This is a genomic window from Streptosporangium sp. NPDC050855, from assembly GCF_044456585.1.
GTDB classification, from domain to species: Bacteria; Actinomycetota; Actinomycetes; order Streptosporangiales; family Streptosporangiaceae; genus Streptosporangium; species Streptosporangium longisporum.
The window spans coordinates 172742-186991 of sequence record NZ_JBITFY010000007.1 but is presented as its reverse complement, the minus strand read 5'-3'; the positions used below and the strand labels follow the sequence as shown (position 1 = coordinate 186991).

Genomic DNA, 14250 nt, shown 5'->3' with positions numbered 1-14250 from the left:
CGGACCCCACTGCGGGGGCGCGGGACGGCCCGGCCCCGGCTGCCACGAGGGCGCCTGCGGGGGCGGCGGCGGCCCCCATCCGGGAGGCGGGGGCTGCGGGTGCCCCATGGGCCGGGGCGGCGGAGGCGGCTGGGGGTGTCCCCGCGACGGCCCCTGCGGCGGGTATCCCTGAGGCGGGCGTCCATGGCCGTGCCCCTGAGGGTGCCCCTGAGGGGGCCCCTGAGGCGGGTGCCCCTGCCCCGGGAGCGGCCGCGGGTACGCCGGCGGAGGTGGCCGCCACCCCGCGGGCCCTCCCTGCGGCGACTGGTTCCCCGCGGCACCGGGCGGCGGTGCCGGATAGGGCTCCCCGCGAGGTGGAGGGTGATGACCGTTGCCTGTCACGCTGTCTCCCCGTTAATCCGAGCGTCCGGCATGAAGTACTAGACCGGGCTTTTGCCGAATTTGGGGCGTAAGCATACTGATTTATCATCCGTCACGGATGTCGCTGCATTCGATTACATTCCGAAATCATCCAAGGTGATCTCCGCGATGTACCGGACCGATCCGGCACCCGTGACCTAGCTTCGAGGCATGAATCTGCAGCAGCTCCGCTATGTGGTCGCGACGGCGGAGCATCGCACCATGACCGACGCGGCCAGGTCGCTGTACATCGCCCAACCCGCTCTCTCCCGTGCGATCAGGGATCTGGAACGAGAGCTCGGGATGACGTTGTTCGCCCGTTCCGGACGTGGCGTGGTCGTCACGGCGCAGGGACGCCGGGTGGTCAAGCTGGCCCGGGAGGCGCTCGACGCCGTCCACGAGATCGAGTCCCTGTCCACCAACGGCCAGACGTCCGAGGCGGAGCTCCGCATCGCCTCGATCCCCAGCCTCGAACCGGGGCTGGCGGGCCGTCTCCTGCCCGCGTACACCGCCGAGCATCCGGGGGTACGCATCCACATCGTCCGCTGTGACGGACGGGACGGCGTGGTCAACGCCATCAGGGACCAGCGGGCCGACATCGGCCTCACGGACCTGCCCGTCCCCACCGATCTGGTCAGCCACCCGCTGGAGCGCCAGGAGATCGTGCTGATCTCCCCGCCCGGCGTGGACCTGCCCGACCCGGTGCCGATGAGGAGACTCAACGGCATGCGGCTGGTGCTGCCGGCTCCCGGCAGTTCCCGGCGCAGGGAGTTCGACGCGCTCTTCGCCAAGCACGGCGTGGCACCCGTGGTGGCGACGCAGCTCGACGAGCGCGGCAACTGGCTGAGCACCGTCCGTTCGGGTACGGCCTCGATGCTCTGGTACCGGGGGATGGCCGAGCAGGCCGCCCGCGCCGGGCTGGTGGTCCGCACCCTCGATCCCTCGGTACGCCGGGTGATCGCCCTCGTTCACGCGCGACGGCGGCTGCCCGCTCTCGCCCAGGAGTTCCTGTCCGTGGCCGAAAGTGGGTCGGCCGCGTAGGACCCGAGGCTCGTCCGTTCTCCCCAGAGGTTCGGCGCAGGTGGGAGCGCCGTCCTCTCCGACACCGGGCCGTATGTAGGCTCGGTCTCGATGACTATCCTGCGCCTGCGTGGCCGTGAGTTCCGGCCCGGCGAGTTCGCGATCATGGCGGTGGTCAACCGCACCCCCGACTCCTTCTTCGACCGGGGAAGAACGTACGGCTTCACGGCCGCCCTGGAGGCGGTGGACGGGGCCGTGGACGCCGGAGCGGACATCGTCGACATCGGCGGCGTGAAGGCGGGTCCCGGCGACGAGGTCGACCCCGCCGAGGAGATCCGCCGGGTGTCCGACCTGGTGGACGCGGTCAGGAGACGCCACCCCCGGCTCGTCGTCAGTGTCGACACCTGGCGCGCCGAGGTCGGCGAGGTCGTCGCCCAGGCCGGGGCGGACCTGCTCAACGACACCTGGGGCGGTGTCGACCCGGAGCTGGCCGGGGTCGCCGCCCGGCACGGCATCGGCCTGGTCTGCGCGCACGCCGGCCGCGTCGCCCCGCGCACCCGCCCGCACCGCATCGCCTACGACGACGTGGTCGCCGACGTCGTCGGCTACACCGTCGGCCTCGCCGAGCGCGCGGTGGCCCAGGGGGTGGCCCGGGAGTCGATCCTCATCGACCCCGCGCACGACTTCGGCAAGAACACCCGGCACTCCCTGGAGGTCGGCCGCCGCCTGGACGAGATGGTCGCCACCGGCTGGCCGGTGCTCGTCGCGGTCTCCAACAAGGACTTCGTCGGCGAGACCCTCGGCGGCCTGCCGGTGGACGAGCGCCATGCCGGGAGCATGGCCACGCTGGCGGTCTCGGCCTGGCAGGGCGCCCGGGTCTTCCGGGTCCACGACGCCGCCTCGGCCCGCGCCGCGCTGACCACCGTCACCGCGCTGCGACGCTGACACCGCACCGCACCGCACCGGCCCGGACCGGCCCGCGTCCGGCCCGCGCCCGGCTCGTGTCCCGCCCGGCGGTGACCTCGGCGTACGACAGGGCGCGGGAGGGTGATCGGGCCACCCGCGGGAGGACGGGTGGCCCGGTCGCGAGGCAGGGGTGCCTCGCCCTTCAGGCGGTCTGCGTGCGGCGTCCCCGTTCGGCCTGACGTTTACCGCGACATCATGACTCGGGTCAGTAAATCAGTAAGACGACCGTGGATGTCAACTCAGGAGTAGATGACGGACAGGAAGCGGATCAGGATCGCCTCCCGCCGGTCGCCGGGCAGGGCGTCCAGCACCGCGTTGACCACGGCCATCTCCGGCTGCCCGGACCCGCCCGTCAGGTCCACCCCGACCGAGGCCGCCAGCTCGCCGAAGGCGGCGTCGTCCAGCGCGTCCAGGTCCAGGTCCGCGATCAGCTCGACCAGCCCCTCGGGGAGCCGTGCCGGTCCGCGCTCGCGGGCCGCGTCGGCGGCCTCCGCGATCACTGCCAGCATCGCCTCGACACCGTGCAGGGTCACCCCGGTCACCGTGACGTGGATGTTGGCCGGGATGCCCGCGTACGACAGCTGCGGTTGCAGGAACCATCCGCGCCGCCTGGCCTCGTCCGAGAGCACGAACACGTCCACCTCGTCGGAGCCGAAGGCGACCAGCGCCGAGTCCGGGTCGCCCAGCACCCGCAGGCCCGGGATCTTGGCGATCCCCTCGCGGAGCGCGCGGGCCGCCGCCAGGGTGTTGCGGCCCAGCTCCAGGTAGCCCTCCCGGCCCAGGGCCTGGAAGGTGGCCCACGCCCCGCCCAGCGGGCCCGCGGACTTCGAGCTCTGCACGGTGGCGTTGATCACCGTGTAGCCGGGCCACGACGCCGAGGCGAAGTAGGCCCTGCGCCGCATCGCCGGGTCGGCGAAGAGCACGACCGAGGCGCCCTTGGGGGCGTAGCCGAACTTGTGCAGGTCGCACGAGAGCGAGGTCACCCCGGGGACCGAAAGGTCGAAGGGCGGCACGTCCGCCCCGGCCTCGCGCAGCCACGGCAGCAGCCACCCGCCCACGCAGGCGTCCACGTGGCACGGCACGCCGCGCGCGGCGGCGAGGGCGGCGATCTCGGCGACCGGGTCGATCACGCCCTGCGGGTAGGACGGCGCCGAGGCCACCACCAGCACGGTGTCGTCGGTGACGGCGGCCTCGACGTCCTCGGCCGAGGCCCGGTACGTCACCGGGTCCACCGCGACGGCGTCCACCACGACCCCGAGGTAGTGCGCGGCCTTGTGGAAGGCCGGGTGCGCGGTCACCGGGACCGCCATCCTGGGACGCCCCGCGGTCGGGCGGGCGTCGCGCGCCGCCTTCACCGCCAGCATGATCGACTCGGTCCCACCGCTGGTGAAGATGCCCGAACCCCCGCCGAGCAGGTCGGCGACCGCGCCGACCACCTGCTTCTCCATCTCCACGACGCTGGGGAACGCCGTCGGGTCCAGGGTGTTGACCTCAAGCATCTCGAAGTAGGCGCCGGCGGCGGCCTCGTGCACCTCGGGGCGGCCGGTGTCGTAGACGTACGCGGTCACCTTGCCGCCGCGGACCGGCAGGTCGTCCTGTCGCAGGCGGGCGATCTCGGCGAGCAGCTCGGAGGTGCTGCGGCCCTTGTCGGGCAGGCTCATCGGTCTCCTCGGGGGTACGGCCCGCACAGGCCGGTGGGACGCGCGGCCCGCAGGGGACCGCCGGGGGACTGCCAGGATCACACGGATCGCACCGGCCGTGAGCGGGGGAACGCCGCGGATTCCCGGGAAAGGTGAAAAATTCTCTTATATGCGGGAGGGGGTGAGCGTCAGGGCGGCGAGCCGGGCAGCAGGGCGACCCGGTGCACCATCCGGTGCAGGTAGCCGCGGAACCGCTCCAGCACGACGGGGTCGTCGACGCCCTGCCGGTCGCCCGCCCGGTCCAGCACCCCGCTCTGGCAGAAACCGTGCACGCACCAGACCACCGACCAGAAGGTGTACTTCATGTCCGTGGGCGTCCCGACGTGCCCGGCGTCGACCGCGGGGGTGAGCACGTTGGAGATGAACGTGATCTGCGGCCGGATGTAGCGGCGCTCCAGCTCGGTGACGTCGCTGGCGTCCGAGAGCCACCGGTGCATCCACAGGGAGGGGAACTCCGGGTGGGCCAGGCAGAAGTCCAGGTACTGGTCGACGATCCGGTGCACGGTCACCGCGGTCTGCTCGGGGGTCTCGACGGAGGCGCCCTCCAGGGCCTTCTCCAGGAACCCCCGCTCGGCCCGGTACTCCCGCTCCATGATCTCCAGGTAGAGCTCCCGCTTGCCGCCGAACTCCTCGCCCAGCGCCTCGGGGTTCAGCCCGGCGGCCTCGGCGATCTGGGCCGCGGACGTGCTGTCGTACCCCAGTGCGGCGAACAGCCTGGTCGCCACCTGCAGGATCAGCTCTCGGCGGCCACCGTCACCGGACGTCATGCATGCGACGCTAGATCCCCTGCGGGTACCGGCCAAGCAGGTCATCGACAAGCCTCGGTCAAGATAGGGGAAGCCGTACGACCGCCCGCAGGCCCGGCGCGGCGTCCTCCAGATGGACCGCGCCGCCGTGCGCGTGCACGGTCTCGCGCACGATCGCCAGGCCCAGCCCGGCCCCGCCCTCGTCGCGGCTGCGCGCGCTGTCCAGCCGGGTGAAGCGGTCGAAGACCCGCTCCCGGTCGGGCTCGGGGATGCCCGGCCCGTCGTCGGTGACGGTCAGCACCGCGTCGGCACCCTCGGCCCGCAGCTCGACCCGCACCGGGGCGCAGGTGTGCCGCAGCGCGTTGTCGACCAGGTTGACCAGCACCCGTCCCAGGTCCAGCGCGTCCCCGGCGACCGTGACCGGCCCGTCGGGAACCCTCACCGTGACGCCCCCGCCGTAGCGTTCGACGGCCTGGGGGACCAGCCGGTCCAGCTCCACCGGCTCCCTGCGCGCCGTCGTGCCGCCCCGCTCGTCCAGCCGCGCCAGCGCGAGCAGGTCCTCGGCCAGCCGGGACAGGCGCATGGTGTCCTCCAGCACGCCCTCGGCCGTCTCCCGCCAGTCCTGCCCCCCGGGGTGGCCCAGCGCCACCTCCAGCTGCAGCCGGATGCTCGCCAGCGGGCTGCGCAGCTCGTGCGCGGCGTCCGAGACCAGGGCCCGCTGCCGGGAGTCGGCCTTCTCCAGCCGGGCCAGCATCGCGTTGAGCGTGGTGGCCAGGCTGTGCACCTCGTCGCGCGCCTCGGGCACCGGCAGGCGGCGCGACCGGGCGGTGTCGGTGATCTCCTCCGCGCCCCGGCGCAGCGCCGCGATCGGCCGCAGCGTCCTGCCGATGATCATCCAGCTGGCCCCGGCGAGCAGCACCAGCAGCAGCGGGGTGCCGATCAGCAGCACGTGCCCGGCGGTGGCCAGGCTGGTCTGCACCTCGCTGAAGGGCCGGGCCGCGATCACCGTCCGGCCGTGGTCGGCGCTGAGCACCCGGACCCGCAGCAGGTGCGGCACGCCGTACGGCTTGCCGTCCAGGAAGCGCGCCCGGCCCGCGCCGATCGCCGCGGCCCGCGCCGGCCCGTCCAGCAGGGGGACCAGCCGGTCGGTGCCGGGGGTGGCGTGGGTGATCCGCCCGGTGGCGTCGAGCACCTGCAGGAGCGTGCCGTCCGGCGAGGTCATCTGGTCGGGCAGCCGCCCGGCGTCGGCCAGCGAGACCGTGTCCCGGGCCCGCTGGTAGATCGACTCGTCGATGGTGGTGATCAGCGCGTTGCCGAGCACGCCGATCATCACGTACGCCGAGACCGCCAGAGCGACCGCGAGCACGGCCGAGGCGGCGGCCGTCAGCCGGAAGCGCAGGCTCCTGCGCCGCCACAGCCCGGCCGCGCGGCCCCCCTGCTGCGCGCCCGTGCCACCGGGCCCGGCGCCCCGGCCCGGCGCCCCGGCCCGGCCGGCCCCTCCCGTGTCCTGCCCCGTCCCCCGCCCCGCGTCCTGTCCGGCACCCGGCCCCGTTCCCGGTCCCGTTCCGGGCCCTGTTCCCGGTCCTGTCACCGCGCTCATCCGCCGTCGCCGGCCAGCCGGTACCCGGCTCCCCGCACCGTCTGCAGCGCGTTCCTGGAGAACGGCACGTCGATCTTGCGCCGCAGGTAGCCGACGTAGACCTCGACCACGTTGGGATCGGTGTCGAAGGTGTCCCAGACGTGCTCCAGGATCTCCGTCTTGGACACCACCTCGTCGTGGTGGCGGATCAGGAACTCCAGCAGCGCGAACTCCCGGGGCGTCAGCTCCACCGGGGTCTCCCCCCGGGTGACGCGCCGCCGTGCCGGGTCCAGCGCCAGGTCCCCGGCCCGCAGCACGGCCGGGCGCCGGTTCGCTCCGCGCCGCAGCAGCGCCCTCAGCCTGGCCACCAGCACCACGTAGGAGAACGGCTTGGTCAGGTAGTCGTCGGCCCCCAGGTCCAGGCCGTCGGCCATGTCGTACTCGCCGTCCTTGGCCGAGAGCATCAGCACCGGCACCCAGTTCTCCTCCGCCCGCAGCTGCTTGCAGACGTTGTAGCCGGAGATCTTCGGCAGCATGATGTCCAGCACGACCACGTCGTACTCGCCGTGCCTGGCCTGGTGCAGCCCGTCCTCGCCGTCGTGCGCGAGGTCGACCGCGAACCCCTCGGCCTGCAGCCCGCGCTGCAGGGCCGCCGCCATCCGCCGTTCGTCCTCCACGACGAGAATGCGCATCCCTCTCCCTCCGTCACCCGGACGTCCGTCACCGGGACGTCACCCCGCCATCATGCGGCCGTCACCCGGAACGGCCCATCCTCGGCCATCCGCGCTGAGAGGCGGCTGAGAATCCTGTGAGCCCTCTCAGTCTGTCTCAGCGTCAGCACAGCGACGTTCACGCAAGCTGCTACCGATGGGGATCGACGGCATACCGTGGAGGAATGAGATGTCCGAGCAAGGAAGACGGGGCCGCGCGATGAGATGGGGCGTGCCGGTCGTCGCGATCGCGGCGGTGGCCGGGGCCATCGGGGCGGGCCCGGTCATCGCCGCCGTCCAGGGGGATCCCGTGTTGCCCGAGCGCACCGCCGAGCAGCTGCTCGCGAGCGCCGTGCAGGCCGGTACGGCCGAGCCGAAGCCCATGTCGGGCACGGTCATGCAGACCGCCTCGCTCGGGCTGCCGGGACTTCCCGACGTGACGGGCATGAGCGGCACCTCGCCCGCCGCGCTGCTCGCGGGCTCGCACGAGCTGAAGGTCTGGTACGGCGGCGCCGACAAGGTCCGCCTCGCCATGCCGGGCCGGATGAGCGAGACCGACCTGATCGTCAACGGCGACCAGGTCTGGCTCTGGCAGAGCGACGTGAACAAGGCCACCCGCGTCACGGCCGACGGCGCCGAGAAGGCCGGTGAGCACGGGCCCTCCCGGCGGGCCCAGGAGGCGCTGCCGGCGACCACGCCCCAGCAGCTCGCCCGGACGCTGCTGCAGCAGGTCGGCCGGGACACCGTGATCGGCGTGAGCAGCACCGAGAAGGTGGCCGACCGCGCCGCCTACCAGCTCGCGTTCGCGCCCAAGGACCCCTCCTCCCTGATCAGGGAGGTCAAACTGGCCCTGGACGGGGAGACGATGGTCCCGCTGCGGGTCCAGGTGTACGCCAAGAGCGCGGCCGAGCCCGCCTTCGAGGTGGGGTTCACCTCCGTCACGTTCTCGCCGCCGGCCGCCGAGAACTTCACCTTCACCCCGCCCGTCGGGGCCAAGGTCGACGAGACCTCCCTCGGCGAGCTCACCGAGAAGGGCAGGGCCGGCAGGGACGGGTTCGAGGACCACGAGAGGCTCGGCAAGAAGGTCAAGGTCGTCGGCGGCGGCTGGACCACGGTCGCGGTGCTGCCCGTGCCCGAGGACCTCAGGGCCGTGGTGAAGCCGGGACAGGACGCCCCGGCCAAGGACGCCGGCGGGCAGGACGTCCTGGGGCACGACGCCCCCGGGCAGGACGCGACCGCGATCGCCGACGCCCTGCGCAGGTCGGCCACGCCGATCAGCGGGCCGTGGGGCAGCGGCCAGGTCGTCCGGACCAAGCTGGCCTCCGCGCTGCTGACCGACGACGGCCGCCTGCTGGTCGGCGCCGTCACACCGGAGAAGCTCGCCGAGGCGGCCGGGCAGAAGTGAGTCCGGGCCGGGGAGGGGCACCGGCCGGTGCCCCTCCCCGGGACCGGGGGCCCGGCCTCGCCGGGACGACCGACGGGCACGACGAGCGATGGGGGAGAAGTGCCGATCACGCAGAACGCCGGGACCGGCCGGGCCCGGGACGACGACCCGGCGAGGCCGCGGCCGCGCACGGGGGCGCGGACGGGCCCGGGAAAGGGCGTTCGCACCGGCATCCGGACGGACACGGACACGGGAACGGGGGCGCCGTGACCGCCGTGACGGACGCGCAGGGCGCGAGGGCCACCGGGAACGCCGAGGACGCCAAGGACGCCGGGGGCCTCGGGGACGCCGTGCGGGGCCCGGACGACGGCGAGGGGTTCTCCATCGTCACCGCCGGGCTGACCAAGCGGTTCAGGAGCGGCCAGGTCGCGGTGGACTCCCTCGACCTCGCGGTGCCCACCGGATCGGTCTTCGGTTTCCTGGGCCCCAACGGCTCGGGCAAGACCACCACCATCCGCATGCTGCTCGGCCTGGTGACGCCGACGGCCGGAAGCTGGCGGCTGCTGGGCACGCCGATGCCCGGGGGGATGAACGGCGTGCTGCCCAGGGTGGGGGCGCTGGTCGAGGGGCCGGCCTTCTACCCCTACCTGTCGGGCGAGGCCAACCTGCGCCGCTACGACGCCGCCGACCCCTCGGCCGACCCGCGTACCGTCTCGGCCAGGATCGGGCTCGCGCTGGAGCGGGTGGGCCTGGCCTCCGCGGCCGGGAAGCGCTACCGGGCGTACTCGCTCGGCATGCGCCAGCGGCTGGCCATCGCCGCCGCGCTGCTCGGGCCGAGGGAGCTGCTCGTCCTCGACGAGCCGACCAACGGCCTGGACCCGCAGGGCACCCGGGAGGTACGGGCCCTGGTCAGGGAGATCGCCGCCGAGGGGACGACCGTGTTCGTCTCCTCCCACCTGCTGGCCGAGGTGGAGCAGGTCTGCTCCCACGCCGCGATCATGCGGGCGGGACGGCTGATCGTCCAGGGGACCATCACCGAGCTGCTGGGCGGGGAGACGATGCGGATCCGGGTGCGGACCCCCGACACCGTCCGGGCCGCGGCCGTGCTGGCCGGGCTCGGGCTGACGGAGGTCCACTCCGGGGACGAGGAGGTCGGCGCGGTGCTGGGGACCGCCGCGCCCGAACGGGTGTGCGCCGCCCTGGTCGCCGACGGCGTCGCCGTACGCGGCCTGGTCGTCCAGCGGCCGAGCCTGGAGGACGTGTTCGTGGGCCTGACCGGGGAGGGATTCGATGTCGACGGTTGACGCGGGCACGGGCGTCGTCAGGGCGGTGGGCGCCCCCCGGGCGTGGCTGCGGCTGCTCGGCTCCGAGCTCGGCCTGATCTTCCGGCGGCCGAGGAACCTCGCCATGCTCGCGGTGCTCGCCGTGATCCCGGTGCTGTTCGGGGTGGCGCTGCGGACGTTCGGCGGCCCCGGGGAGGGCGAGGGGCCGGGGATCTTCGGGCAGGTCACCGGGAACGGGATGTTCCTCGCCTTCGCCTCGCTCTTCCTGCTGGTGCAGCTGCTCCTGCCGGTCGTCGTCGCGATCGTCGCCGGCGACGCGATCGCCGGGGAGGCGGGCATCGGCACGCTGCGCTACCTGCTCACCGCGCCCGCGGGCCGGAGCAGGCTGCTGGCCGTCAAGTACACCGGCGTGGCCGTCTTCTGCCTGGCCGCGGTCGGCGTGGTGGCGCTGGCCGCCCTGCTCAGCGGCCTGGTGCTGTTCCCGGTGGGGCCGGTCACGCTGCTGTCGGGAGGGACGATCCCCTTCCTGGACGGCCTGCTGCGGATCGGCGTCGTCGTGCTGTACGTCGCCGCGGGCATGGCGGCCCTGGCCGCCGTGGCGCTGGCGCTGTCGACCCTGACCGAGGTCTCCATCGGGGCCATCGCCGGGACCGTGGTCATCGTCATCGTGGCCCAGGTGCTGGGGAGCCTCCCGCAGCTCGCCGTGATCCGGCCGTACCTGCTCACCGACTGGTGGGACGGCTTCGACGCGGTGCTGCGCGACCCGGTGGCCACCGGCGACCTCGGGCGGGGACTGCTGGTCTTCGCCGTCTACGCCGTCGTGTTCGGCTCCGTCGCCTGGGCCCGCTTCACCGGCAAGGACGTCACCGCCTGACCCCCGGCCCCGCGCGGCCCCGCGCGGCGTCCCGGGTGGACCGCGGTACCCCGGCCGGCGCGCCGCCCGCCGGGGTGACGGTCGCGTCGCACCGGAACGCGGCCCGGGGGCCCTCCCGCGCGGACCGCGTCACGGGCGGGGGACGCGCAGCACCACCAGGTCGGTCGCGGGCACCTCGATCCGGCCGCCGGGAGCGTGCTCGGTGCCGGTGAGCAGGTCGGTGCCGCCCGCGCGCAGCCACGCCGGGGCGGCGGAGTGGTTGAGGGCGAACAGGAAGTCGGACTCGGGGCCGCGGCGCCGTACCACCTCCAGGCCGGGGGTGGCCTCGGCCACCGGGCCCGCACCGGCCTCGGCCAGGACGCGGGCGAGCAGCGCGGCGACGGCCCCCGGGTCGAGCCGGGTGGCGACGTACCAGGCCCGGCCCGCGCCGTGGGAGTTGACCGTGACCGCCGGGACGCCGGCGAGCGGGCCGTCGGCGTATCGGGCCACGGCCGTGGCGGTCGAGGTCTCCAGGAGCTCGGTCCACTCGGTGGCCGTCCACGCGGGCCCGGCGACCTCGGTGTGCACGGTGGCCGTGGCGCCGGGCAGCAGCGGGAAGAACTCCTCCACTCGCACGCCCAGCAGGTCGCGGAAGGCGCCGGGGTAGCCGCCGAGCCGGACGTGGTCGTTCTCGTCGACGATCCCGGAGAAGTACGTCGTGAGCAGGTGGCCGCCCGCCTCGACGTGGTCGGCCAGGCGGCGGTTGGTCTCGTCGGTGGTCAGGTGCAGGGTCGGGGCCAGCACCAGGCGGTAGCCGTCCAGGACGGTGCCGGGCGGGACCACGTCGACGGACACGCCCGCCCGCCACAGGGCCTCGTACCAGCCCAGGGCGAGTTCGCGGTAGCGGATCCGGTCGCTGGGGTGGGAGTCCAGCTCGGCCGCCCACCACGCCTCCCAGTCGAAGACCATGGCCACCTCGCTGACCACCCGGGAACCGGCGATCTCGGCGAGCGCGCCCAGGTCGCGGCCGAGCCCCACCACCTCGCGCCAGATCTTGGACCGGGTGCCGGCGTGCGGGACCATGCCCGAGTGGTACTTCTCCGCGCCCGCGCGGGAGGCCCGCCACTGGAAGAAGCAGGTGCCGTCCGCGCCGCGCGCCACGTGCGCCAGGCTGCCCAGCCGCATCGCCCCGGCCGGCCTGGCGACGTTCACCGGCTGCCAGTTCACCGCGCCGGTCGCGTGCTCCATCAGCAGCCACGGCGCGCCGCCCGCCACGCCCCGGGTCAGGTCGGCCGAGAAGGCGAGCTCGATCTCGGGCCGCGCCCTGGCCCCGTCGGGGTAGTGGTCGTTGGAGACCAGGTCCACCTCGCCCGCCCACGAGGCGTAGTCCATGTTCCTGCTCTCACCCATGATCATGAAGTTGGTGGTCACCGGGACGTCCGGGGTGACGCGGCGCAGCACGTCGCGCTCGGCGCGGAGCTGGTCGCGCAGCGCGTCCGAGCAGAACCGGGCGAAGTCGAGCTGCTGGGTCGGGTTGACGTACGACGCGGCCAGCCGCGGGGGCAGGATCTCCTCCCAGTCGGAGTAGACCTGACTCCAGAAGTCGGTGCTCCAGGCGGCGTTGAGACCGTCCAGGGTCTTGTGCCGCTCGCGCAGCCAGACCCGGAACGCCGCCGCGGAGACGTCGCAGTGGCAGCGGGCGTTGTGGCAGCCCAGCTCGTTGGAGACGTGCCACAGGGCCAGGGCGGGGTGGCCCCCGTAGCGGACGGCCATCTCCTCGGTCAGCCGCAGCGCGTGCTCGCGGTAGACCGGGGAGCTGGGACACCAGGCCTGGCGCCCGCCGTGGTGCAGGCGCCGGCCCTCGTGGTCCACCGGGAGGATCTCCGGGTGGGCGTGGGTCAGCCACGGCGGGGGAGAGGCGGTGGCGGTCGCCAGGTCGACGGCGACACCGCCCTCGTGGAGCAGGTCTAGGACCCGGTCCAGCCAGCCGAAGTCCCAGCGGTCCGGTGCCGGCTGGAGCCGGGCCCAGGAGAAGATCCCCACGCTGACCAGGTTGACCCCGGCCTCGCGCATCAGCCGGACGTCCTCGTGCCAGACCTCCTCGGGCCACTGCTCGGGGTTGTAGTCGGCGCCGTAGGCCAGGCCGGTGGGCCGGGGCCAGCGGATCCAGCGCTGCGGCATGTTCATCCTTCTGGTGATATTTCCGGTGATGAGCGGGGGCGGGAGTGGGGGTCAGGAGCCGGAGACCGTGAAGCCCTGCTGCCGGGCGTAGCCGGCGATCTGCTGCTGCCAGGCGGTCAGGGCCGCGCCCAGGTCGGTGCCGGAGGCGATCGCCTGGCCCACGGTGTCCTTGAAGACGCTGTTGGCGTAGACCTGGAACGGCAGGTACTGCCAGCCCTTGCCCACCTGGGCGGCTCCCTCGGCGAACACCCTGTTGGCCTGCTGGTCGCCCAGCACCGGGATCTTCGCGTCGAGGAACTCCGGGCTCTCCAGCAGTTCCCTGGTCGCGGGGAACAGGCCGGAGGCGGTGTTCAGCGACCTGATCGCCTCGGGGTCGGTGTTCAGCCAGCGGGCGAAGCCCACGGCCGCGAGCGGGTTCTTGCTCTGCGCGAGCACGGACACGCCCGAGCCGCCGTTCTCGGCGTTGGACGGTGCGGAGGCGTCCCAGGCGGGCATGGGCGCGGCGCGCCACTTGCCCTTGCTCTGCGGGATCGTGCTCTCGATGGCGCCGGGCGCCCAGGCCCCCGCCATCCACATCGCGTACTTGCCGCTCGCCATGTCCTTCCACCAGGAGTCGTTCCAGCCCGCCACCGGGTCGACGAGCTTGTCCCTGGTCAGCCTCGACCACATCTCGGCCCAGCGCCTGCCGCCCTCGTCCAGGAAGTCGATCCGGGTGGTGGTGGCGTTCTCGATGGCGAACGGCCGCCCGCCCGCCTGCCAGATCAGGCTGTCGACGCCGCCCGCGTCACCGGGGTCGAGGCTGGTGATGAAGTTCCCGGGGTCGTCCTTCTTGATCTTCTCGGCGACCGTGACGAACTCGTCCCAGGTCTTGGGCGGCTCCAGCTTCAGCCGCTCGAAGACGTCCGTGCGGTAGAACATCGTCATCGGGCCGGTGTCCTGCGGGACCGCGTAGACGCCGCCGTTGACGTTGACCTGGTCCCAGGCCGAGGGGCTGAACTTCTCCTTGAGCTCGGCCGCGCCGTAGGCGTTGAGGTCGACCACGGCCTTGGAGAGCGCGAACTGCGGCAGCGCGAAGTACTCCAGCTGCGCCACGTCCGGCGCCCCGCTGCCGGCCTTCACCGCGGACTGGAGCTTGGTGTAGTGGGCGGCGGACTGCCCGGCGTTGACCAGGTTGATCTTGACCTTGGGGTACTTCTGCTGGAACAGCGCCACCGTCTTGTCGATGTTGGGCACCCACGACCAGAACGTCAGCGTGGTGTCGGTCTGCAGGGCCTTGTCGATGTCGGCGGCCCCGGCGCTCGCCCCGGCGGCCGGCGCGCCGGAGGGGGGAACGGGCGAGCCGCCGCAGGCGGCCAGCGTGAGCAGGGAGAGGCAGAGCGCGGCGGCCGAGGCCGCCCGCGTGGCAGGACGCATGATGAGAAACCTCCGG

The 14250-nt window shown here is 73.5% G+C and carries 11 protein-coding genes; 5 read left to right on the top strand and 6 right to left on the bottom strand.

The annotated features are described in order from the left end of the window. Nucleotides 1-570: 570 nt before the first annotated feature. Together ACIBCT_RS16550 and folP are read left to right on the top strand one after the other, a co-directional pair. Entirely contained in the window at nt 571-1440 is an 870-nt protein-coding gene (locus ACIBCT_RS16550) for a LysR family transcriptional regulator (protein ID WP_399189221.1), read from the top strand. 90 nt (nt 1441-1530) lie between these two features. After that, nucleotides 1531-2364 carry a dihydropteroate synthase gene (folP, locus tag ACIBCT_RS16545; protein ID WP_399189219.1) on the top strand — a complete coding sequence of 278 codons (834 nt, stop codon included), beginning with the start codon at nt 1531-1533 and terminating at the stop codon, nt 2362-2364. A gap of 260 nt (nt 2365-2624) precedes the next feature. Here the strand turns inward: folP and ACIBCT_RS16540 are convergent, their stop codons facing one another. The 4 genes from ACIBCT_RS16540 to ACIBCT_RS16525 all read right to left on the bottom strand — a co-directional run bounded on the left by ACIBCT_RS16540 (nt 2625) and on the right by ACIBCT_RS16525 (nt 7102). After that, the gene (locus tag ACIBCT_RS16540; RefSeq protein WP_399189217.1) at nt 2625-4046 is read right to left on the bottom strand and encodes a pyridoxal phosphate-dependent decarboxylase family protein; all 1422 of its coding nucleotides are present in this window, start codon (nt 4044-4046) and stop codon (nt 2625-2627) included. A 167-nt stretch (nt 4047-4213) separates the two neighbouring features. Next, a complete protein-coding gene (locus ACIBCT_RS16535; RefSeq protein ID WP_399189215.1) occupies nt 4214-4852 on the bottom strand; it encodes a TetR/AcrR family transcriptional regulator in 639 nt (212 codons plus the stop codon). 58 nt (nt 4853-4910) lie between these two features. Continuing rightward, complete coding sequence (locus ACIBCT_RS16530; RefSeq protein WP_399189213.1) at nt 4911-6431, bottom strand: sensor histidine kinase; 1521 nt, start codon at nt 6429-6431, stop codon at nt 4911-4913. After that, entirely contained in the window at nt 6428-7102 is a 675-nt protein-coding gene (locus tag ACIBCT_RS16525; RefSeq protein WP_344908490.1) for a response regulator transcription factor, read from the bottom strand. The genes ACIBCT_RS16530 and ACIBCT_RS16525 overlap by 4 nt, the downstream gene beginning before the upstream one ends. Nucleotides 7103-7340: 238 nt before the next feature. Between ACIBCT_RS16525 and ACIBCT_RS16520 the strand changes: the two genes are divergently transcribed. The 3 genes from ACIBCT_RS16520 (at nt 7341) to ACIBCT_RS16510 (ending at nt 10661) form a co-directional block, all read left to right on the top strand. Next, entirely contained in the window at nt 7341-8525 is a 1185-nt protein-coding gene (locus ACIBCT_RS16520; protein ID WP_399189211.1) for an outer membrane lipoprotein carrier protein LolA, read from the top strand. A gap of 245 nt (nt 8526-8770) precedes the next feature. Continuing rightward, complete coding sequence (locus ACIBCT_RS16515) at nt 8771-9808, top strand: ATP-binding cassette domain-containing protein (protein WP_399189209.1); 1038 nt, start codon at nt 8771-8773, stop codon at nt 9806-9808. Next, entirely contained in the window at nt 9795-10661 is an 867-nt protein-coding gene (locus ACIBCT_RS16510) for an ABC transporter permease (RefSeq protein WP_399189207.1), read from the top strand. The genes ACIBCT_RS16515 and ACIBCT_RS16510 overlap by 14 nt, the downstream gene beginning before the upstream one ends. A 129-nt stretch (nt 10662-10790) precedes the next feature. On the opposite strand, the gene ACIBCT_RS16505 is transcribed toward ACIBCT_RS16510, so the two are convergent. Together ACIBCT_RS16505 and ACIBCT_RS16500 are read right to left on the bottom strand one after the other, a co-directional pair. Further along, nucleotides 10791-12827: a beta-galactosidase gene (locus tag ACIBCT_RS16505; RefSeq protein ID WP_399189205.1), complete on the bottom strand. Its 2037-nt coding sequence runs from the start codon at nt 12825-12827 to the stop codon at nt 10791-10793. A gap of 45 nt (nt 12828-12872) precedes the next feature. Then, nucleotides 12873-14234 carry an ABC transporter substrate-binding protein gene (locus ACIBCT_RS16500; protein ID WP_399189203.1) on the bottom strand — a complete coding sequence of 454 codons (1362 nt, stop codon included), beginning with the start codon at nt 14232-14234 and terminating at the stop codon, nt 12873-12875. Nucleotides 14235-14250: the final 16 nt, after the last annotated feature.